Origin of the sequence: Nostoc sp. XA010 (assembly GCF_020829625.1) — a bacterium.
GTDB lineage: Bacteria > Cyanobacteriota > Cyanobacteriia > Cyanobacteriales > Nostocaceae > Nostoc.
In genome coordinates this window covers 152,419-172,230 of sequence record NZ_JAIVFX010000009.1, presented here as the reverse complement: position 1 = coordinate 172,230, position 19,812 = coordinate 152,419, and the positions used below count along the sequence as shown (strand labels likewise).

Sequence of the window (19,812 nt, the reverse complement as noted above, 5' to 3'; positions counted from 1 at the left end):
TGGGCTTTCTGGCTGTAATGAAATGGTAAGTTTATTTCCGCCGACCTGTACTTTCAATTAAAAATTCTAAAAGCCTCATTTTTCAATAATTACATTGAAGAATGAGGCTTTTTGCTAAAAGAACGTATTTTTAACAGCAATTTTGTGAAATGATGTAGCATAACTGAGTGTCCGTAGTTTACCGCCGTAGGCATCGCTCGCCTTGTCAAAGACTCATGACTAAAGTAACATCTCAAGAAATTGCACAGTTTCGCTCTCAATTGGCAGATGATCCCAGCGATATGGAAGCGCTGGATTTGATTGAAGACTGTGATGGAGATTTAGAAGATGCAGCGATGACGCTAGCTATCCGGGCAGGACAGCAACCAGAAAGAGCAAATTCCGAGTGGTTAGATGCTTTGGCTAGAAAATGGCGTGTGGTCATTTGCGAACAAGAATATCGGGAAGATTTGCTTAATAGTTCACCTCAAAAGATGATGGAACATCTAAAAGCAATGCCCACGTTTCCTAAAATTTTGGCAACACCAGTTTTGATATATGTCCTCAAGCAAGGCGTGAACAATTTTTGTGAGCCACTAGATTTGCTAAAGTGATCGGATGTACATTTAACTTGTGTTAACTTGGGCGATGCCTGCGGCGGGCTACGCCTACGCGGTTTGCAGTTGAGTTTTATACAGACCTAACCCCCAGCCCCTTAAGAGCGAGCGTTGGGGAGTAAGATTCCTAACTCCTAACTCCTAACTCCTCACTTCTAACCAATGCAGGATGATTCGACCAGGACTGATACGCTGTTAATTAAGGCAAAACTTCTATTAGACAAATTGTAAAATCAATGAATTACCTTGTTGCCGTATTACCAGACCGTATTCAAGCCGAAGCTGCTTACTTAGCTTTAGAAGAACAAGGCATAAACAGCACTATCCTGGGGAAAGGATATAAAACAGCTGACGAGTTTGGCTTAATTGACCCCAAAGACCAAGCTAAAAAGCAAGCACAACTGATGGCAACCTGGCTGATACCATTCGGCTTTTTTGCAGGTTTTACATTCAGCCTGATTACTGGTTTAGATACTTTTGCCTGGGCGGGTGAAATTGGCAATCACATCGTTGGCGGGCTGCTGGGTGCTGCTAGTGGTGCTATGGGTGGTGTGGTGGTCGGTGGCGGAATCGGTTTACTTGTAGGTGGTGGTGATGCTTTACCTTATCGCAACCGTTTAGATGCAGGTAAATATTTAGTTGCCGTTCAAGGTTCTGAAACTCTCACTCGACAAGCAACCCGAATATTACGTCAGTTTGATCCAGAAAATATCCAAGGTTATGCTGACACAAATACTGTGTATTGAATGAATCGTAGTTTACACGAGAAGAACTTTTAATTTGTAGCCCACTCTTCCTTATTTGCAGGAATTACGGTGTGGGTGAAGGATTTGGATGTTTTCCTGCGTAGTAGACAATGACTTTCAACTCTTCTTGATCAGGAACGTAAAATACTCTGTCCCCTTTTGTCACCTCATATTCCCATGCACCTTTGTAGGGTTTGCCCTTTAAAGGGCAAACCCTACAAAGGTTGTCTGGTGGTTGGTGCAATACATAAATCCTCGTAACAACGACGTGTATTTTCTGGATGGCGCTGCATTAAAGCTTCCCAGTCTCGATTCACCCGACGATTTTTAGCTACCACTAACCAAGTGCTTTCTATCTCAGATGATGCTGGAGCCGTCAGTTTAACGAGTGGCGGCTCCACATTCTCCACTATTGGATTTTCTTGTTGGTTATCTGACTACTCTCATTCAGACAGCACTCTGAGTAGATGGCGGCTTTAATGGTACTTCATCAGTCTCGGCACTAAAAGCATTTGCCAGTTCAGGACTAGCAGCAGCTACGGCGCTCTCATGCCATTCATGGATGATCGCGTCAATTATCTCCCATGCTGTAGTTGAAGAATCTATCAACCCAAAAGCCTCACTCAGTTCCTTAATAAAGTCTTGCAGATCATCTTCTTCAAACACACTCAGCCATCCATAAGGATGTTCAAAACCGATTTCCTTTCCCAGTAACAAAGAGAAGGCGACAGTTAACGCCTCAAAAACAGCTTTACTCTGTGTTGCTGCTTTCAAGAGAAAAGCCACTTCCTCCCGGCGCAGCAAGGCAAAAGACTGATCATTGCGAGTAATTGTCACTGGGCGTTCTAAAGCTTTGTCCAGAACTCGCCCAGGTTGACGATTCAACTCAGTGGCTGTAATTAATTCATCTGAGTAGATATTGCCGAAAGTCCCGATAGACATAAGTTATGCGTTTTTAGTCAACGCCGATTTAAGAAAATTATTAGTCTCTACGTATAATTTTACGTACTATTCATCAGGGGTCAATAGGGATTAAAACTCTGGGTGCTGGAACTATCAAAAGAAAAGCATGAGAGATTTTTAGACTAGAGAAAATGCCGTGTTATAGTTCAACATCAGTCGCTTTAGAAAGTTAGAATCAAGATAGTTATAAAGCTTAATTCTCAATTCATAACTCATAATTTTTAAGAATGTTGCCAAGAGAAGAACTTTTAAAAGGCGTTGAAAATCGAGATAGTGTAGCTCGTGTAATCGATCAAGCGGAGCAAGCCATCAAAACTTGGGAAGTGATTTTGACTGATTTTCTGTCTCCCCCAGAATTGGCAGAAATTCAACGGGTGTTTAACCGATTAACAGAAGTGCAATTAGTTGCGTGGGGCGGATATCCGCAAGCTGAACGCCAAAGAATAGCGATCGCTCGTTCGCAACTTCCCTTAGATCAGTCTGAAGTCAGCCTTGTGGCTGTGGAAATTGCTGGTAATTTCCTGTTTGATACCGCCTCTCACCGCGACTTTTTAGGCGCAATGTTGGGGACGGGAATTGTTCGTGAAAAGACGGGAGATGTGATTGTCTTGGGAGAACGGGGGGCGCAGGCGATTGTTGCACCGGAGTTGGTGGAATTTTTGGAATTGAGTCTGAAACAGGTGCGATCGGTTCCTGTGAAAACTCAGCGGATTGAGGTAAGTGAATTAAGGGTTAGGGAACCGAAGAAAAAAGAATTAACTACTGTAGAGGCTTCTTTGCGATTAGATGCGATCGCATCTGCTGGTTTTGGCATGTCTCGCAGCAAAATGGTTGATTTCATTGATGCTGGTGATGTGCGCGTCAATTGGAAGGAAGTTACTCAAGCTAGTTCTCAAGTCAAATCAGGCGACTTAATCGCCATTCGCTCTAAAGGACGTTTAGAAGTTGGGGAAATCGCTGTTACAAAAAAAGACCGCTACCGAGTTCAACTAACAAGATATATGTAATAAGCGGGGAGTGAAAAGTTAGGAGTTAGGAGTGAAGAGTGAGGAGTGAAAAGTTAGGATTCTTAAATTCCCCGCTTTCTTTAACTCCAAATCCCCAACTCCAAACTCCAAACTCCAAACTCCCAACTCTTAAACATATACTTAGGCTTTAAAGTGTTTTGCTAACATATTCAACAAAAGTTTGCGCGGTACAAGTCGAGATAATTTGCTTCTAATTTGAGTAATACTATCAGAGCTAATAACAGTTGGATAGCCTTTTTCCAAAGCCTCTAAACATTCCCAAACAACTTTTTGGGAAGAATACACTTTATCTGTAGTACTTGCCAGCGCTGGAGGAAAATTAGCTTCTGCAAAAAAGTTCGTTTCTATTGGCCCTGGACAAGTGACCAAAATACGGACACCATATTGACGATTTTCTGCCCATAGTGCTTCACTAAAGCTGAGAATAAAAGCTTTGCTGGCAGCATAAACAGAAAGGTATGGTATCGGTTGAAATGCGGTAATAGAGGATACATTAATAATACTTCCAGAACAACGTTGCCGCATCAAGGGGAGAAATTTGTGGGTTAAATCTACCAATGCCAAAATGTTTAATTGTACAATTTTGACTTGTCTTTCTCCATCCCCTTCAGCAAAGTCGCCATAGTAACCAAAACCAGCATTGTTGATTAATAAGTCAATGGTTAATCCCTTTTCTTTAGTAGTATCAAATATAGCTGCTGCTGCATTAGCTTCTGTGAGGTCTTTAACTATAACCTCTACTTGAATTTCATGTTGTTCTTCTAGTTCTTTAGCTAATTGCCTTAGTTTCTCTTCGGAACGAGCAACGAGTACAAGATTAGTCTTACGTGCACCTAGTTCTTGGGCAAAAGCTTTACCAATACCACTAGAAGCGCCAGTAATTAAAGCAGTTGGCATTCTACATATTCAGATAGTTTTTAAGCACCATTAGAATCTTAACGATGCTGGCTAGAAGTTTTAACTACCCAAAGTGATATACCCAAAAGGTGAAAAGCACAATTTAGTACTGAAATGAGAGCCATGACCAAAATAATGATTTTTCTCATGGCGATTCCAATTCAAAATTAAATTGTTAATCACCATTTTTCAGACCAATAAATAATTTCTGAGGCAGGAGTATTAATAGCAACGCCGTAACTATTTCCATGATTCCACTTGAAGCCAGGTCTACCTTTATCCTCTGTATTTAATACCAATATTTCATAGTTAGGTGGAAAAGATTCTGTATGAGAGTCGCTGGTGTAGAAAAAAGTTGTCGGCACACCATTAGGTTGATTTATGTGATCGTTTGTGTTGCCACCCCTATATTTGTGCTTTGCACTACTTCTGTATTGTAAAAGTAATTTTTCTATTTTTTCTGGTTGCTGTTTTAGCCTAATTTGAAAAAAACTACTTCCTTGCGATTCGGGAGAGTAAGCAATGCGAACATCTTTGGCATCAGTGGGAATCTCATTAGGAAAATGTTTTACTTGGTCATTATCAGACCATAGTTGATTACGAATTTCTTGATAGAGTGATGTATCAGTTATTACTTTAGGTTCCCTAGTACTGCTAAAATTTCTTCTCAGAAAAAAGCTTCCACCGACAATACTAAAACTAGCAAGGGCTAATAGAAACTGCGATCGCTTCATCAAGTTGGGTACGTTTAACTTTTATAGCTATATACCCAACTAATAAACTAAATTCGTACTATTGCGGATATAAGGTCAGAGATATTAATAGAAACTTTGCGTATTCAAGGGAAATTTCGGGTAATTGTAAAATTATTATGAAGTTGGTCAATGATTACCTAGTTAAATACTGTAGGTTATCCTCGAGAATATCAGTACTACTTTTGTAGCTAATGAAATGTATTCTACAGCTATCGATTTTTTTCAATTCTTCCTGATACAGTAATAGCTAAGGGGGATATATAAATAGTAGATGCACCTTAATTAAATCACAGCCCTCAGCTTTTAGTTGGGGGCTTTTTTTATTCTTGACATTTTTTGATTTTAAATTAAAATATTTTTTTGCAAAGTTAAATCTTCCCGGATATGACAATCAATAAAGCGGATTAATAAATGGTAGATGCACCTTAATTAAATTATAGCCCTCAGCTTTTAGTTGAAGGCTTTTTTATTGCTTATATTTTTTAATTTAAGAATAAACGTTTAATTTACCCGGATATGGCAATCACTAAAGCGGATTAATAAATGGTAGATGCACCCTAATAAATTGCAGCCTTCAGCCTAAAGCTGGGGGCTTTTATTATTTAAATATAGATGGCAGTAAACTGGGAGCTAACCATACTGCATAACCAATAAATCCAAAGAACAAGGTAATTAGGATAGTAATACCGTAGCTGATGCAAATTAATAAACCGTCAGATTCGATGGTGGCAACAGTCAAAAGTAAAATACCTACAGTGGGGATGGGATTTGTAAAAGGAATTGGTAATATTAGTAATACTGTTAACAAAGAGATACAAAGCCCATTAATTCGCCAAATCAAAGGATTATGAGCTATTTTTGCCAATCGAGGACGGGCGAGTTTCTGTAACACTTTGGTAAGACGTCCCAAATTTTGCAAAAGTAACTGGGCAAAGGGACGAGGAAATTTGTAATTAGCAATTCTTTTCGGCAGCCAAGGCTTACGCCTTCCTAAAACCATTTGCACTGACAACACTAAACAAGCACCACCAAAAGGGCCGGTTAATCCCGGTGGCATAGGAAATAAAAAAGGCAAAATTAATAATGTAATTACCAGGCAGAACCCCCGTTCTGAGGTTTCTGCCAAAATATCACCTAGAGTTAGCGGTTGTTCAGCTAGGCGTTGCAACAAGGACTTTATATCTTGAGAAAATCTCAGATGCATTTGGTGCAAGTTCCCACATTTTTAGTAGAGGGAGATGAGAGAGAATAACTCCTAACTCCTAATTTCTGGGGGTACTAAAACAGCTATAGCTTTAGGTATAACTCGAAAATGAGCAGGTGTATAGGTAGTGATTTCACCATCTGTATTAATAGGGCGAGGTTTGCGAGTATATACCTTTATTTCTTCACCTTGAAGAGAGCGTACACTCTTCCAATGTATATGTCGCCCTTGTTGCATCGCTGGGAGTAATAGTATAATTTCCCACCAATTTTTAATCTCCAAGCTATAGAGGTCTAGCCTTTGGTCATCTATTGTTGCATCGTCAGCCACTGCCATACCGCCGCCGTAATATCGGCCATTACCCACAGCAATTTGCAGTGTTTTCACGCGAACTGATTCACCATTGATTAAAATCTCCGCAGTAAAAGGTCTAGCTTCCAAAATCACTTGCAATGCAGTGGCAGCGTAAGCAAATATTCCCCAACGGCGTTTGACTTCTTTAGTAAGTCGCTGGGTAATTTTTACACTCAATCCCAGACTGGCAACGTTAAAAAAGTGCTTGCCGTTCACCCAACCCAAGTCGATGCGGTGTAAATTTCTATATCCAATAATTTTGCAAGCTTCGTTGAGAGAATTGGGGATTCCCAAAGTTCTAGCCAGATCATTGGCAGTTCCTAAAGGCAAAATTCCCAAGGGCAACTGAGTTTTAACTAAACCATCAACTGCCGCATTGAGAGTTCCATCTCCTCCACCAATGATTACTAAGTCAACTTGATGCTGATAGCGAAGTATAACTTCAGCAAGATGTTTGGGATCTTCTGTAGACTCCTCAATTAAATCAAAGCCGAGTGTTTTCAGATATTCAATCGCTTCCGATATACCTTTTTCTCCTTGGCGGGCATGACGATTGACTAACAGCAGTGCGCGAGAACTCATGGGTAGTACCTTTTGTAGTTAATATGTCCAGTTATCCGCATCCATGTATTCTGCTTCAAGTTGACTATCGAAAAGTGTTTAATTTATTATGACAGTTATCAAAAATTCATTTAGTGAATGGTTATTATTTTATGCTTACGAATTTTTAATTTCTATTTTATCTAGTTTATCTTTATTAACCGTTGGTGTGTTGATACTCACTAAATGACTGGATTTAAGTATTTTTTGGAGAAGATTTATGTCAATATTATAATACGTAGAAGATAATGCCTAAGAATAAGACATTGTTTTATGAGAGCGAATAAAGGCTAGAGGAATCTACCACTTCATGAACGAACCTTCTAAGGAAGTTATTCAGAAACAGTGAATTAAGGATTACTACGAAGGGGACATCCACCGAATAACTTTAGTGTTGCACCAGGATGTGTATTTCAGCGAACATAATGTAAAACCGTGTCCTATTTGGGGCAATAAGACACGGTTTTATAGAAGTATTTAGTTATAATATTACAAAAATCAAAGTAAGATTTGATTTATACCAAAGTAATCCATTTACTGAGAGTTGTTTCCTGGTTTATTAACTTTCTCTGTTGTGGGTAACCCTTGGTAATCGTAGTTTGTCCTTTCTTGAGTTAAGGCGATCGCACTAAAGAAAATGGCGCTCCCTACAGCCAAGGCTACTATAGGACGTTTCAGCAAGACAAAATCTCTGATAATCCTAGCTAAAGGTCGGCTTTGACGACGTAGCGACGAAGCAACCATCAATTGTCTCCAAGTAAACGGATCGCGCACATAATGACCGCTTTGACAAACTACTAGCCGTTCCTGGCAATTGGGACAGCAAAACAAGCCCATGCGCGTTTTAACTAGTTTGGGCGTATTATTTCTTTGGCAAATTGGGCAAGTAACATATTGATTATCAAAGGTGTGTATATTCATTTACCTCGTCCGCCAGTCCATTTACTCGCTCTATAACAATAGCTATACTGAATTCCGATCGATACTTAGCAGACTTCCAAGTATGGTCTGACATCAGCCATAAATCATACATATATTGTATTACTACCAAGGATGGTCCAATGGTCGCAACACGAGTATAGCTAGATTTAGGCAAGGATGACTCCTAGTACTTGACCAACCCAAAAATAACGGGTGAAGGGAAGTAGGGGAAGAAAACAACTTGATTTTCTTACCATAAAACCCGCGCAAAGTTTCTTTAATGGACTACTAGTTGATATTTGTGGGTGCGTCCACCCAGCCCACAAAAACTTGTTGTCTTTAAAAAGAATAGCGTTGGCGCTCACTCCCACGCCACTAGCCGCAGCTACATCCAAACTAGGCATCGCTGACCCTTAAATAATTGTCTCCCATGTAACCATTTTCCCCATAAAAATTCGCACAATCACATTTTTTACTAAATCTTTGTAAATCAAGCAAATAAAGTCTACTTGTCTGGTTGCTAAATAATGGCTCACAATGATAAGTAACAGATAAAAATTTAAATTTTTTCTTACATTTACCCCGCCTCTCAATGACTCTCTTGCCTCCCACTCAACTGAGGAAGGTAACGGAACAACCTGTCTTTCCTACACCTTCCCCTCGTTTAGCCTACCTAATTAATCGTTTTCAACCATCCCCAGAAACCGTTGTCCTGTTTTTAGCCATGCTCATTGGCGGTGGTACGGGTATGGGTATAGTCACCTTTCACTATTTAATCCAGCTAATTCACCAGTTGATGCTGGAAAATTTAATGGGTCAAATCGGCGTCTGGGGTGCTTGGACTTTAGCCTGCGTTCCCATCCTTGGCGGATTAATCGTTGGCTTGATGCGCTGGCGCACTCAAGATTTTGGCCCTGGACTTTCATCTCTTATCGCCGCTTCTCAGGGAACAGAGATTAAGCAACCACTACGACCAGTTACTAAGATGCTGGCTGCATCTGTTTCTTTGGGTAGTGGTGCTTCTTTAGGCCCAGAGGGTCCGAGTGTAGAAATTGGCGCAAATTTTGGGATGTTGTTGTCTGTGATCCTGAATGTATCTCAAGAACGCCAACGTTTGCTTTTAGGTGCTGGCGCGGCGGCTGGACTTGCGGCTGGATTTAATGCTCCCATCGCTGGAGTATTTTTTGCCCTAGAGGTGGTGATGGGAGCGACATCTTTCGCTACTTCTGCTGTGAGTGTGGTGCTGTTAGCGGCGGTGGTAGCAGCATTAATTGCCCAAATTGGTTTGGGGGCACAACCTGCTTTTGATTTACCTGTCTACCAAGTCCGCAGTCCCTTAGAATTACCCCTTTACCTTGGCTTGGGTTTAGGGGCCAGCCTAATTTCTGTCACTTATACTCAATCAATTCGTTTAGCAAAAGCCTGCTTTGCTGGCAAAGTTCCAGGTTTTGCCTTTTTGGGACAAATTCCTGAGCCGATTCATCCAATTATTGGCGGTGTGATGATTGGCGCAGTTGCTTTGCACTTTCCGCAAATTCTGGGTGTAGGTTATGAAACTGTAGAAGCAATGCTTCAGGATGTGGAGTTTCCACTCTACTTGTTGGTGGTGCTGTTGGTAGTGAAGTTAGTGATGACTGCAATTAGTGCAGGTAGTGGTTTCATCGGCGGTTTGTTTGCACCAGCAATGTTTTTAGGTGCTTCTTTTGGATCGGCTTACGCCAAAATTTTGGCTGTAGCATTCCCGGCTATTTGCGATCAGATGGCGGCTCCCCCAGCTTACGCAATGGTAGGAATGGCAGCAGTGCTAGCTGGTAGTGTTAGAGCGCCGTTAACCTCTATTTTAATGCTGTTTGAATTAACCCGCGACTATCGCATTGTTTTACCGTTGATGGCAGCTGTGGGTTTGAGTGTTTGGCTAGTGGAAAGGATTAAACCAACTTTTAACTCTAACTCTAACTTACAACAAATTGGTCTTTCTGAATTGAAAGATGAACAAGCGGAAATTGTGCAGCAAATTTTGGTAGAAGATGCTATGTATCCCTGCCCAAAAAAGTTACCTGCAACTCTTGGAGTATTAGATGCAGCTGTAGAAATGATCCGCGATCGCGTCCGCAGTGCTTTAGTAATTGATGAAGCAGAGCAATTAATTGGTATACTCTCTCTGGAAGATATTAACCGTGCCCTTGCTCTTTGGCAAACTTACTCAAATTCCCCAACTGAAATTCCAGATAATTTATCCAGTCAAACTCTCATAGACATTTGTACTACTGAAATCCTTTATGCATGGCAAGATGAACTATTATCTGAAGCTTTAGACCGCATGAGTCTTAGAGGTTTGCATCAATTACCAGTAGTAGCACGAGATAAACCCGATCGCATTTTGGGTTTATTAGAAAGAGAACAAATTGCGTTAACCTGCAATTTAGCAGTTACGCGCAAGGCACTTCGCCACTATTTACCGGTCTTACCAACCACAGATATAGTCATTAGTCATTAGTCATTGGTCATTGGTCATTGGTCATTGGTTTCCACAAAGGACAAATGACAATTGACTAATGACCATTTATATTTATTAAGCTGTAGCGTCTATGGCTTCATCATCTTCCCGATCTTCTGGGTCTACCTGTTTTAGACGAATGTGCTTTTTGCCTAAAGTGATCAGAAATTCATCTCCTGGCTTCAGATTCATCTGTTTTGTATAAGCTGAACCTATAAGTAAGTTACCATTCGATTGCACACTAATTCTATAGCTAGCACTACGTCCACCACGCCCATTAGCACTGGGTGTACTGTCCAACTGAATGCCTTCGGCATCAATTAGGGCATTTAAGAACTTCATCATATTGACGCGCTCTATACCATTTTTGGTAACGGTATAGTAGCCGCACTTTTTAGCTTTGTCTTCTTTGCTCTCGCTCTCTAGCTCTTTGACTTTTTTGAGCAGTTCTTCACCGAGTAGGGGTTCAATTTTTTTCTGTTTAGGCATCAACTTAGGTCGAAAATGAATGTTTGAAGTGTTGGAATCGATTTTATTTTAGCTGACGTTGAGCTAATAGGAACATAATCCTTTAGTTTTTATCTCAACCTAGCCAAGTATATTACACTCAGATGCACAATTGTTATCCCATTACCAATATTGCTAAGACAATCTATTTTAGATAACGCTGGCAATGCTGATAACTATATATATATAGTTAGTGAATCACTGCTAGACTATACAAGTTTTAAGTTTTCTAAAGTGACGCTCGAAAACTTGTTTACTTGCTGAGGATGATAACAGTGTCACAGAATGATAAGTAAAACTGATCCTTAACCATTGATAATTGGTTATTGGTCATTGGTTATTTACATAAGACAGAGGACAAACAATAAAGCTTGCCAAAATGAAACTAACTACCAGAGGACACTATAGTGTAAAGGCGTTGCTAGATTTGAGTTTACAGCCAAAATATGGCCCTGTATCTGTAAGAGCGATCGCTAAACGCCAAGATATCCCAGCTCCTTACCTCGAAAAACTACTAATAGAAATGCGTCGTGCATCTTTAGTGAAATCAATTCGTGGTAGCATCGGCGGATACCAATTGGCAAGAGAGCCTGCACAAATATCTATAGGACAAATTTTAGAAGCTGTTGGCGAGACTAGCCCTTTACCCCATCACACTCCAGCACCTGCACAAGCTGAAGATTGGGTAACATTTAGCCTATGGCAGAGACTCAACCAAAAGCTCAAAGAAGCTTTATACAGTATTACTTTGGCAGACCTTTATTATGATGCTCGTAGCTGGCAAGCTGCCCTTGGGGAAGAAGCTAGTTTTGTGGTTTAGTCAAAAGTCAATAGTCCAAATATTGACCCTTGACTCGTAACTTATGAGCAATAGCATCTATATCTTAATAATCGCTGCACTTTTAGATTACTTAATTGGCGATCCTTGGAATTGGCCTCATCCAGTGCAAGTTATGGGGTGGGTAATTTCTCGTCTGACCAAATTTTCTCTACAATTGTGTAAAAATTCTCTAACGCAACGCCTAGCTGGAATTTTACTAGGTATTATCCTAATAATTGGTAGTGGACTTGTTGGCTTTTTGATTATTCAAAGTGCCAAATTGGTTCATCCGTTGTTGGGAATTGTAATAAATAGCATTCTTTTGGCTAGTTGTTTTGCTGGCAGAAGTTTACGAGCCGCAGCAGTGGCTGTTTTAGAACCTTTAACAGCAGGAGATTTGGAAAAAGCTCGGAAGATTTTAAGTAATTATGTTGGTCGGGATACCCAAAACCTCTCACAAACAGAAATTTCCCGAGCCGTTTTAGAAACGGTTGCAGAAAATGCCACTGATGGGGTGATGGCTCCGCTTTTTTATGCAATTGTTGGTGTCTTTGTGCCACTTGTGGGGCCAACTCCTTTGGCTTTAGCATATAAAGCCAGCAGTACCCTTGATTCAATGGTGGGCTATCGAGAAGCACCCTATACTTATTTGGGATGGTTCTGTGCGCGGTTGGAAGATTGTTTGACTTGGCTACCTTGTCGGTTAACAGTTGTGACTCTGGCGCTGTTATCGGGTAAACCAACGCATGTTTGGCGAATTTGTCGTCGGGATGCAATTAACGATCCTAGCCCCAATTCAGGCTGGAGTGAGTGCGCCTATGCTGCTTTTTTGGGTGTGCAGATGGGGGGTACAAATTGGTATCGCGGGGTAGCTAAGTACAAACCACTACTAGGAGATGCTATTTATCCCATTACTGCAACTTCCATTCAGAATGCTTTGCAGTTGACCCGATATTGTTTTTTGGTATGGTTAGGGATAGCGATCGCAATATTCTTAATACTCCCAAATAGGTAATGATAAATATAAAGTTAGGAGTTAGAGAGGCGATTAATCGCGTCTGTACAGGAGTTAAGAATAAAAACTCCTAACTCCTAACTCATCACTCTTAACTTATCACTCACTATGTCTGCCAAAGTAGTTGAAATTCTCTCATCAGAAGAAATCCGTCGTACCTTGACTCGCCTTGCCTCTCAAATTGTGGAAAGGACGCGCGATTTGTCTCAACTGGTGCTTCTTGGTATTTATACAAGAGGTGCGTTATTAGCCGAATTGTTGGCGCGTCAGATTGAGACGCTCGAAGGCGTAGCCGTGTCAGTCGGCGCTTTGGACATTACATTTTATCGAGATGACCTCGACAAAATTGGATTACGGACTCCAGCGAAAAGCGAAATTCCTTTTGACCTGACGGGCAAAACCGTTGTACTTGTGGATGATGTAATTTTCAAAGGACGGACGATTCGTGCTGCTTTGAACGCAGTCAACGACTACGGTAGACCAGAGGTGATTCGTTTAGCTGTGTTGGTAGATAGGGGCCACCGAGAATTACCAATCCACCCAGATTTTATTGGCAAAAAGTTACCTACTGCTAAAGAAGAAATTGTCAAAGTTTACTTACAAAATTGCGATGAACGAGATGGAGTGGAGTTAATTAGTCATTAGTCATTAGTCATGGGTCATTGGTCATTAGTTATTCTCCCCTTGCTCCCCCTGCCTCCCCTGCCTCCTCTGCTCCTCCATCCCCCATCCCCCGCACCTCACCGCAAAATTGGGCTACCGTGATGATGTACTAAATACCACTTCTCGCCAAGGAACTGAAATATATTTGTAGCTGTTGATTGTGCTTCAAGTCTTCTCCCACCTACTACCTGGAATACATTTTCTCTCAGCACAACATAAGCAATATTATCAGTTATATCTGTAGCAATTATATCTGTGTTTATTTCAATATAAGCGGTGTTTTTAAATATCTGCTCCCAAGAGGTGCGAATTTCCTTCCAACCTCGCAGTATATTACTTCCAGGATGAATACAAAAACTACCAGTTCCTTGTGACCATACTGCACTCATTGTCTCAATATCTTTTCTTTCAAAAGCTCGATAAAAAGCTGTATTAGCCGCTAAGACTTCATCCTTAGTCATGGGTAATTAAATAGTTAAGAGTTATGAGTGAAGAGTTAGGAATTCCTAAATTATAACTCTCAACTTTGAAAAATAAATTAGTAATTCCCAATGCTCAACTTCTAATTATTCTTGACTGTGCTAATAGTTTGCAATAATTGGCTAGCTGTATAAGGCTTGTATAAAAAAGCTTTGATACCCATGTCATAAGCTGTATTAACTTTATCCTGCGAAGTCAGTCCACTGACAGCAATAATTTTGACATTTGGGTTAATTTTTCGTAGGGTGCGGATAGTAGTTATCCCATCCATTGACGGCATGAGCATATCAGTTAATACAAGAGATATTTTATCTTGATGTTCTGCATATAAGGCTATTGCTTCAATACCATCACTAGCTGTGATTGCTTTGTAGTTATGGCTTTCTAGAGATGTTTTTGTCACATCTCTAATTGCAGGTTCGTCATCTACAATTAAAATTAATTCTCCTTGTCCTGAAGGTAATCCCTGTTCTTGTTCTTCTATAGTTTCTGCTGTCTCTTGTGCTGGCAAATATACCTTAAACTGGCTGCCTTTTCCTTGAACGCTTACTACGTCAATAAAACCACCGTGACTTTTAATGATGCCAAGTACTGTAGAAAGACCAAGACCAGTACCTTTCCCAAGTTCTTTAGTAGTAAAAAACGGCTCAAATATCCGATCTAATATTTCTGTTTGAATACCAGTTCCGCCATCACTAACAGTAATAACAATGTGATGACCAATTTTAGCATCTATATGCATCTTGGCATAATTTTCATCAATTAAAAGATTTTCCGCTAATATTTTTAAAGTTCCCCCATTTGGCATTGCGTCACGAGCATTGACACACAAATTCATCAGTACTTGATGTAATTGGGTAGCATCGCCGCATACAGTCCAAAGATTTGGCGAAATTTGAGTGGAAAATTCAATGGATTTGGGAAAAGTTTCTCTAATAATTTGCTGAATTTCCACTATTAAATGCTTTAATTGCAATATAGTGCGATCGCCCTCAATTCCGCGAGTAAAAGATAATACTTGCTTAACTAAAGTAGCCCCACGTTTAGCGTTTGTAATCAATATTTGCAACAGTCGCCGAGAACGCTCATCATGGATTTGTAGCTCTAACAGTTGGGCTGTCATCAGAATCGGGGCAAGAATATTATTTAGGTCGTGGGAGATACCACTGGCTAAAGTGCCAATACTTTCCAATCGTTGAGCGCGGAGAAATTGCGCTTCCAGTTGTTTTTTTTGTGTGATGTCAGTGTTAACAATCAGAATAGATTGTGCTTTATTACCGAATTCATGCACCAGTGTCCAACGGCTTTCAACAATAATTTCTTTACCTGATTTTGTTGTTTGATGTAACTCACCCTCCCAAGAGCCATTTTTCATCATAATATTGAGTGCTTTTTCAATTTGAGACACATGTTTTTCCTGCCAGAGAACTTGTGTCTTTTGATTGATAGCTTCTTCTTTTTTCCAACTGTACAGGCTCTCAGCAGCTTTGTTCCAAAATAAAATTTTCTCGTCTAAATCACACACAAAAATTGCATTGGTGGCAACATCTAGTAAAGCAGCTTGTTCGCGGATTTTCTGTTCTGTTTGTTTGCGCTCAATGGCATAACGAATAGAACGCTCTAACAAAGGTGCAGTCAACTGGCTTTTTTCGAGATAATCTGCGGCTCCGGCTTTCATCGCTTCAATATCTATTTCCCAGTCGCCCTGGCCAGTCAGCAAAATTATCGGAGAACAACAGCCGTTGGCAATTGCTTCGCGCAAAAGTTCCAGCCCACTGTCTGGCCCCAAACGGTAGTCTACAAGATAAATGTCATGTTGGTAGCGAGCGATCGCATTCCTTGCTGCTTCATAATTATTTACCCATTCCAACTCGCAGTTTGCTGCCTGAAATTCACTGAACCAATAACGAGTCAAAATATAGTCGTCTTCGTCATCATCAATGAACAGAACTTTGATAGGGCTGTTGTCCATGTTTTTCTCCCACGGCTTCTAGTGGCAGTTTCACAATTTCAAACCAGTATTTAACTAGAGTCTTCATGGCCTCAACTAATGAAGCAAAAGTCACTGGCTTAGTAATGAAGGAGTTTGCACCCAAATCGTAAGTATTAAAATAATCGAATCTCATTAATACTTAACATAATGGTCAATTTGTACAATGCATCAGTCCGAAAAATTACAGGGCACAGTTGTACAATTAAGCTAATCTCAGGGTTTAGCATTATCCCTCTCCATAAATAAAAATCAAGAATGGGAATTCATTGACAATACGATCATAAATTTTGATCCTTGCCCAGGTTTGCTTTGGGCTGTGATATTTCCGTGATGACGCTCAATAATTTTCCGACAGATAGCTAAACCTATGCCAGTGCCTTCGTACTCAATGCTACTATGCAATCGTTGAAAAACATTGGAAATTCGGTTAAGATATTTGTCTTCAAAACCAATACCATTATCTTCTACGATGATTTGACAAAGTTCAGAATTGGCAAAAATGTTATCTGCTTGATTGTCTAAAAATTGACTATAGATTTTGATAACAGGTGGTATCTCTGGGCGGTGGAATTTCAGGGCGTTACCAATCAAATTTTGCAGCAATTGACGCATTTGTAAAGGATCAGCTTCAATGGTGGGTAACTCCCCGATTTCTACACTTCCTCGAGTTTGCTGTACATAAAGTTCTAAATCAAACAAGACCTCTTGGGCAATCTTGGTGAGATTTACTGATATAAAAGCTTGCGCTCTGGTAGTAACTTGTGAAAGTATCAACAAGTCTTCAATTAATGTTTGCATTCTCGATGCAGCATTCTGCATTTGTTCTAGGTAGTCATGTCTCTGTTCAGTTAACGTGTCGCTATAGGTCGTTTTGAGACGATCGCCAAAGCTTTTAATCTTACCCAGTGGCTCTTGCAGATCGTGAGAGGCGACAAATGCAATAGCGATCGCGCTTTCCTTTTGTATGCAATACACCCCAATCTCTCTCTTTTTAGGAGAGAAGTTTTGAATCTTACTCCCCAACGCTCGCTCTTAAGGGGCTGGGGGTTAGGTCTGTATTCGACTCAACTCACAAGCCCTGTAGTGGTGGTTTCAATGCCCAAAACAAAATGTCATGAAAACTTGACATTATTACCATCGCTCAACATCTAACAAGCTAGTAATGTTATGAAACCATGACACTATGATCCCAGAAGGGCTTGTAAATTCGTGAAACAGGCAAAAAACCTAGTTATTACCCCTTGATCCCTAGATATGCTTAGTGGTTAATATTGACTTAACAGATAGAACTTCCTCGATCCCAAAGAAATGCTAATGGCATAACTAAGGAATTGATTGGATGTTACCCCAATTTAAAAACAGACTAAAAAACTTAAACACTGGGCAAAACCAGGAGTCAGGATAAGAAATTCATCTGGAGTGGATGACATTTTATATAGCATTCTTTAACCAGGGGAAATCATTTACCGCTTAAACTACTGGAGTCCAAAATAATGGCAAAAGAACGCCCGCCACTAGAGGAGATGACCTTACGGCAACTACGCAAAGTTGCTAGCGAATATAGCATCTCTCGGTATAGCCGAATGCGTAAATCACAATTACTGGCATCAATTCAAGAAGTCCAGCGCAGTAAAAATTTACTTAGTCCATCTCGTTCATTGGAGGCACAGGAAACCGTGGAAGCTGCAAAGTTTGAATTAGGTCAGGAAGATCGCACTGGTGGATCTTTGGCTGATGTTGATGAAGGACTCGCAGATTTGCCCTCTGGCTATGGTGACAGCCGGATTGTCCTCTTACCACGCGATCCTCAGTGGGCTTACACTTACTGGGATATTCCCAATGAACATAAACAGGAACTGCGCCGACAAGGGGGACAACAACTTGCACTACGGATTTATGATGTTACCGACATCAATATCGAATTCCAAAGCCCCCACAGCATTCAAGAATATCCTGCTGATGAACTAGCTAGAGAATGGTATCTACCGGTTCCAGTTAGCGATCGCGATTATGTAATCGATATCGGCTATCGTACTGCTGATGGACGCTGGTTGGTACTTGCTCGTTCTGCTAGAGTACACATTCCCCCCGTTTATCCTTCTGATTGGATAGAAGATGTCTTCATCACTGTTAACTTTGAAGAAGATTTGCGTGGTAAGACTCAGTACGAACTAGTTCCACCTGCCAAGAAGATTGCAACTACCGCCAATGAAAATGCTGCTGTTGTCAATGGTAACGGCAACCCCATCTACGATCAAATCTTTGGTTTAGCGGAATCTGCCGAATCACTACGGGTTGCTGGTTCTATCTTCGGTTCCCAGCATCAAGTACCAAGTTCAGCGCGTCCTGAACAAGCTATTAGCTCCTACATTTTCCCATCTGGTGTGGGTATGTGGGCAGTTCCTACCGTATCAGGCTTAACCGCTTCCGGTGCAGGAATGTCAGGTGTTGGCTTCTCGGCTTCCGCCGTACCAGTGCGTCCGCGCCAGTTCTGGTTAATTGCCGATGCTGAGTTGATAGTCTACGGTGCAACCGAACCCGATGCTACCGTAACCATTGGTGGCCGTCCAATTCAGCTAAATCCAGATGGAACATTCCGCTTCCAGATGTCCTTCCAGGATGGTTTAATTGACTATCCGATTTTGGCTGTAGCTGCTGATGGTGAGCAAACCCGGTCAATTCAGATGAAATTTAATCGTGAGACACCATCTAGAAATACCAACACCAAAGAAGAAGCTGTTTTAGAATGGTTCTCTTAAGTTTTGGTTCTGAGATAAACTCCAGACTGAAATTTTAAATTATTCCCCGCTATAGTAATTCTGTAGCGGTTTTTTTTGCATTAGTATGTCTACGAAAAAATTATTTTTGTTATTTATCTTGATAATTGGTGCAACCTTATTATCAGGTTGTCAAGAGATTGAAGCAAATTCAGTCCCAAAAGCATCTAAAACTTGCCCTGGCAAAGATGCTAAGTTCAGCATTGATTTTTTTAAAACTAATAATCAAGGTAAAAGAAATCAAAGAGGCATTAACAATGTGATTATTTTTAATCCCAAATCAGCAAAATTAGATTTCAAAGTTAATGTTGGCCTATCTCATAAACTCTACGCCAAAGATGCTAGGGGGAAACTACGTAAAGAATATGTACCAAAACAGTTTCGTGAACTCATCGGCGATGATAATGCCAAATTAAACGGACAGTTACCCATTGCCGCAATTAATGCCGACTATATAGATACTGATGATAAACCACAAGGCTTAAATGTTTCTCGTGGTGTCGAGTATTCAGGAGTATTTAAAAATAAGCGTTCTTCCTTTGGGATATCAGGAGGTACACCCAATCAGCGACAGGCTACTATCCAAGCTGGTAGAAGAAAAAGTGATATTCTCAATTACAATTTAGTAGGTGGTAATGGCAGATTCTATCGTCAGGGTAAATTTAAAGATATTTGTCAAGATTTAGGAGAATTTGCTTGTAAAAATGCTAAAAATCGCTCTATGGCAGCTATTACCAATCAAGGCTATGTAATCTTATTAGTTAATGACTTGAAAGCTAATTCAGATATTGAATTATCTCAAGTTAATCAAGAGTTACTGCCAGACATGTTTGATAATGTCCTAGAAGGTATTACTAGCAATAACTGTTTAGGTAAAATTCAAGAAGCGATATTATTTGATGGCGGTATGTCTCCAGGATTGTATTATAACCAGAAAACTTATGTAGAAAACTTTGGGCCGATAGGTTCAGTTTTTTTGATTTACAAAAAATAAAA

Annotated in this window: 20 protein-coding genes and 2 pseudogenes; 9 read left to right on the top strand and 13 right to left on the bottom strand. The window is 40.4% G+C overall.

Annotated features, from left to right (window positions below; genetic code table 11):
* The first annotated feature begins 215 nt into the window (after positions 1 to 215).
* Both LC608_RS15920 and LC608_RS15915 read left to right on the top strand, forming a co-directional pair.
* On the top strand, positions 216 to 593 hold the full coding sequence (locus tag LC608_RS15920; protein WP_109008624.1) for a hypothetical protein: 378 nt from the start codon (positions 216 to 218) through the stop codon (positions 591 to 593).
* A gap of 239 nt (positions 594 to 832) precedes the next feature.
* A complete protein-coding gene (locus LC608_RS15915) occupies positions 833 to 1,342 on the top strand; it encodes a hypothetical protein (RefSeq protein WP_229554460.1) in 510 nt (169 codons plus the stop codon).
* Between the two features lie 215 nt (positions 1,343 to 1,557).
* Here LC608_RS15915 and LC608_RS15910 read toward each other — a convergent pair whose 3' ends face one another.
* A complete protein-coding gene (locus LC608_RS15910; RefSeq protein WP_229554459.1) occupies positions 1,558 to 1,743 on the bottom strand; it encodes a hypothetical protein in 186 nt (61 codons plus the stop codon).
* A 46-nt stretch (positions 1,744 to 1,789) separates the two neighbouring features.
* Complete coding sequence (locus LC608_RS15905) at positions 1,790 to 2,284, bottom strand: hypothetical protein (protein WP_229554458.1); 495 nt, start codon at positions 2,282 to 2,284, stop codon at positions 1,790 to 1,792.
* A gap of 248 nt (positions 2,285 to 2,532) precedes the next feature.
* On the opposite strand from LC608_RS15905, the gene LC608_RS15900 reads away from it, so the two are divergent.
* Positions 2,533 to 3,312 carry a photosystem II S4 domain protein gene (locus LC608_RS15900; protein ID WP_229554457.1) on the top strand — a complete coding sequence of 260 codons (780 nt, stop codon included), beginning with the start codon at positions 2,533 to 2,535 and terminating at the stop codon, positions 3,310 to 3,312.
* A 141-nt stretch (positions 3,313 to 3,453) separates the two neighbouring features.
* Here LC608_RS15900 and LC608_RS15895 read toward each other — a convergent pair whose 3' ends face one another.
* From LC608_RS15895 to LC608_RS15870, 6 genes are all read right to left on the bottom strand, one after another.
* Positions 3,454 to 4,230 carry an SDR family oxidoreductase gene (locus tag LC608_RS15895; RefSeq protein WP_229554456.1) on the bottom strand — a complete coding sequence of 259 codons (777 nt, stop codon included), beginning with the start codon at positions 4,228 to 4,230 and terminating at the stop codon, positions 3,454 to 3,456.
* 179 nt (positions 4,231 to 4,409) lie between these two features.
* Positions 4,410 to 4,964 carry a hypothetical protein gene (locus LC608_RS15890; RefSeq protein WP_229554455.1) on the bottom strand — a complete coding sequence of 185 codons (555 nt, stop codon included), beginning with the start codon at positions 4,962 to 4,964 and terminating at the stop codon, positions 4,410 to 4,412.
* A 619-nt stretch (positions 4,965 to 5,583) separates the two neighbouring features.
* Positions 5,584 to 6,189, bottom strand: coding sequence for an exopolysaccharide biosynthesis protein (locus LC608_RS15885; protein ID WP_229554454.1), 606 nt, complete (start codon positions 6,187 to 6,189; stop codon positions 5,584 to 5,586).
* A gap of 51 nt (positions 6,190 to 6,240) precedes the next feature.
* A complete protein-coding gene (locus LC608_RS15880; protein WP_229554453.1) occupies positions 6,241 to 7,125 on the bottom strand; it encodes a lipid kinase in 885 nt (294 codons plus the stop codon).
* Positions 7,126 to 7,677: 552 nt separating this feature from the next.
* Positions 7,678 to 8,064, bottom strand: a complete 387-nt coding sequence (locus LC608_RS15875) for a hypothetical protein (RefSeq protein WP_229554452.1) — start codon at positions 8,062 to 8,064, stop codon at positions 7,678 to 7,680.
* A gap of 167 nt (positions 8,065 to 8,231) precedes the next feature.
* Positions 8,232 to 8,468 carry a hypothetical protein gene (locus LC608_RS15870; RefSeq protein ID WP_229554451.1) on the bottom strand — a complete coding sequence of 79 codons (237 nt, stop codon included), beginning with the start codon at positions 8,466 to 8,468 and terminating at the stop codon, positions 8,232 to 8,234.
* Between the two features lie 188 nt (positions 8,469 to 8,656).
* Here LC608_RS15870 and LC608_RS15865 point away from each other — a divergent pair, with 188 nt between their 5' ends.
* On the top strand, positions 8,657 to 10,561 hold the full coding sequence (locus tag LC608_RS15865) for a chloride channel protein (protein ID WP_229554450.1): 1,905 nt from the start codon (positions 8,657 to 8,659) through the stop codon (positions 10,559 to 10,561).
* Positions 10,562 to 10,636: 75 nt separating this feature from the next.
* Here the strand turns inward: LC608_RS15865 and LC608_RS15860 are convergent, their stop codons facing one another.
* Positions 10,637 to 11,050, bottom strand: coding sequence for an AbrB family transcriptional regulator (locus LC608_RS15860; RefSeq protein WP_229554449.1), 414 nt, complete (start codon positions 11,048 to 11,050; stop codon positions 10,637 to 10,639).
* 397 nt (positions 11,051 to 11,447) lie between these two features.
* Here LC608_RS15860 and LC608_RS15855 point away from each other — a divergent pair, with 397 nt between their 5' ends.
* The 3 genes from LC608_RS15855 to pyrR all read left to right on the top strand — a co-directional run bounded on the left by LC608_RS15855 (position 11,448) and on the right by pyrR (position 13,548).
* Positions 11,448 to 11,888 carry an Rrf2 family transcriptional regulator gene (locus tag LC608_RS15855; protein WP_229554448.1) on the top strand — a complete coding sequence of 147 codons (441 nt, stop codon included), beginning with the start codon at positions 11,448 to 11,450 and terminating at the stop codon, positions 11,886 to 11,888.
* A gap of 43 nt (positions 11,889 to 11,931) precedes the next feature.
* On the top strand, positions 11,932 to 12,903 hold the full coding sequence (gene cbiB, locus LC608_RS15850) for an adenosylcobinamide-phosphate synthase CbiB (protein WP_229554447.1): 972 nt from the start codon (positions 11,932 to 11,934) through the stop codon (positions 12,901 to 12,903).
* 108 nt (positions 12,904 to 13,011) lie between these two features.
* Positions 13,012 to 13,548 carry a bifunctional pyr operon transcriptional regulator/uracil phosphoribosyltransferase PyrR gene (pyrR, locus tag LC608_RS15845; protein ID WP_229554446.1) on the top strand — a complete coding sequence of 179 codons (537 nt, stop codon included), beginning with the start codon at positions 13,012 to 13,014 and terminating at the stop codon, positions 13,546 to 13,548.
* A 95-nt stretch (positions 13,549 to 13,643) separates the two neighbouring features.
* Here the strand turns inward: pyrR and LC608_RS15840 are convergent, their stop codons facing one another.
* The 4 genes and pseudogenes from LC608_RS15840 to LC608_RS15825 all read right to left on the bottom strand — a co-directional run.
* Positions 13,644 to 14,027 carry a nuclear transport factor 2 family protein gene (locus LC608_RS15840; protein ID WP_229554445.1) on the bottom strand — a complete coding sequence of 128 codons (384 nt, stop codon included), beginning with the start codon at positions 14,025 to 14,027 and terminating at the stop codon, positions 13,644 to 13,646.
* A gap of 101 nt (positions 14,028 to 14,128) precedes the next feature.
* Positions 14,129 to 16,018: a response regulator gene (locus tag LC608_RS15835; protein WP_229554444.1), complete on the bottom strand. Its 1,890-nt coding sequence runs from the start codon at positions 16,016 to 16,018 to the stop codon at positions 14,129 to 14,131.
* Positions 15,984 to 16,163, bottom strand: a pseudogene (locus LC608_RS15830) (response regulator); the annotation flags it as partial. The pseudogene LC608_RS15830 and the gene LC608_RS15835, both read right to left, overlap by 35 nt.
* 125 nt (positions 16,164 to 16,288) lie before the next feature.
* Positions 16,289 to 16,978, bottom strand: a pseudogene (locus LC608_RS15825) (ATP-binding protein); the annotation flags it as partial.
* A gap of 554 nt (positions 16,979 to 17,532) precedes the next feature.
* Between LC608_RS15825 and LC608_RS15820 the strand changes: the two are divergent.
* Positions 17,533 to 18,798 carry a DUF4912 domain-containing protein gene (locus LC608_RS15820; RefSeq protein WP_229554443.1) on the top strand — a complete coding sequence of 422 codons (1,266 nt, stop codon included), beginning with the start codon at positions 17,533 to 17,535 and terminating at the stop codon, positions 18,796 to 18,798.
* Positions 18,799 to 18,883: 85 nt separating this feature from the next.
* On the top strand, positions 18,884 to 19,810 hold the full coding sequence (locus tag LC608_RS15815) for a phosphodiester glycosidase family protein (RefSeq protein WP_229554442.1): 927 nt from the start codon (positions 18,884 to 18,886) through the stop codon (positions 19,808 to 19,810).
* The last annotated feature ends 2 nt before the right edge of the window (positions 19,811 to 19,812 follow it).

Bases quoted from the DNA above. Each gene is read 5' to 3' on its own strand.
- LC608_RS15920 (WP_109008624.1), top strand. From the start codon at position 216: ATGACTAAAGTAACATCTCAAGAAATTGCACAGTTTCGCTCTCAATTG.
- LC608_RS15915 (WP_229554460.1), top strand. From the start codon at position 833: ATGAATTACCTTGTTGCCGTATTACCAGACCGTATTCAAGCCGAAGCT.
- LC608_RS15905 (WP_229554458.1), bottom strand. From the start codon at position 2,284: ATGTCTATCGGGACTTTCGGCAATATCTACTCAGATGAATTAATTACA.
- LC608_RS15900 (WP_229554457.1), top strand. From the start codon at position 2,533: ATGTTGCCAAGAGAAGAACTTTTAAAAGGCGTTGAAAATCGAGATAGT.
- LC608_RS15895 (WP_229554456.1), bottom strand. From the start codon at position 4,230: ATGCCAACTGCTTTAATTACTGGCGCTTCTAGTGGTATTGGTAAAGCT.
- LC608_RS15890 (WP_229554455.1), bottom strand. From the start codon at position 4,964: ATGAAGCGATCGCAGTTTCTATTAGCCCTTGCTAGTTTTAGTATTGTC.
- LC608_RS15885 (WP_229554454.1), bottom strand. From the start codon at position 6,189: ATGCATCTGAGATTTTCTCAAGATATAAAGTCCTTGTTGCAACGCCTA.
- LC608_RS15880 (WP_229554453.1), bottom strand. From the start codon at position 7,125: ATGAGTTCTCGCGCACTGCTGTTAGTCAATCGTCATGCCCGCCAAGGA.
- LC608_RS15875 (WP_229554452.1), bottom strand. From the start codon at position 8,064: ATGAATATACACACCTTTGATAATCAATATGTTACTTGCCCAATTTGC.
- LC608_RS15870 (WP_229554451.1), bottom strand. From the start codon at position 8,468: ATGCCTAGTTTGGATGTAGCTGCGGCTAGTGGCGTGGGAGTGAGCGCC.
- LC608_RS15865 (WP_229554450.1), top strand. From the start codon at position 8,657: ATGACTCTCTTGCCTCCCACTCAACTGAGGAAGGTAACGGAACAACCT.
- LC608_RS15860 (WP_229554449.1), bottom strand. From the start codon at position 11,050: ATGCCTAAACAGAAAAAAATTGAACCCCTACTCGGTGAAGAACTGCTC.
- LC608_RS15855 (WP_229554448.1), top strand. From the start codon at position 11,448: ATGAAACTAACTACCAGAGGACACTATAGTGTAAAGGCGTTGCTAGAT.
- cbiB (WP_229554447.1), top strand. From the start codon at position 11,932: ATGAGCAATAGCATCTATATCTTAATAATCGCTGCACTTTTAGATTAC.
- pyrR (WP_229554446.1), top strand. From the start codon at position 13,012: ATGTCTGCCAAAGTAGTTGAAATTCTCTCATCAGAAGAAATCCGTCGT.
- LC608_RS15840 (WP_229554445.1), bottom strand. From the start codon at position 14,027: ATGACTAAGGATGAAGTCTTAGCGGCTAATACAGCTTTTTATCGAGCT.
- LC608_RS15835 (WP_229554444.1), bottom strand. From the start codon at position 16,018: ATGGACAACAGCCCTATCAAAGTTCTGTTCATTGATGATGACGAAGAC.
- LC608_RS15820 (WP_229554443.1), top strand. From the start codon at position 17,533: ATGGCAAAAGAACGCCCGCCACTAGAGGAGATGACCTTACGGCAACTA.
- LC608_RS15815 (WP_229554442.1), top strand. From the start codon at position 18,884: ATGTCTACGAAAAAATTATTTTTGTTATTTATCTTGATAATTGGTGCA.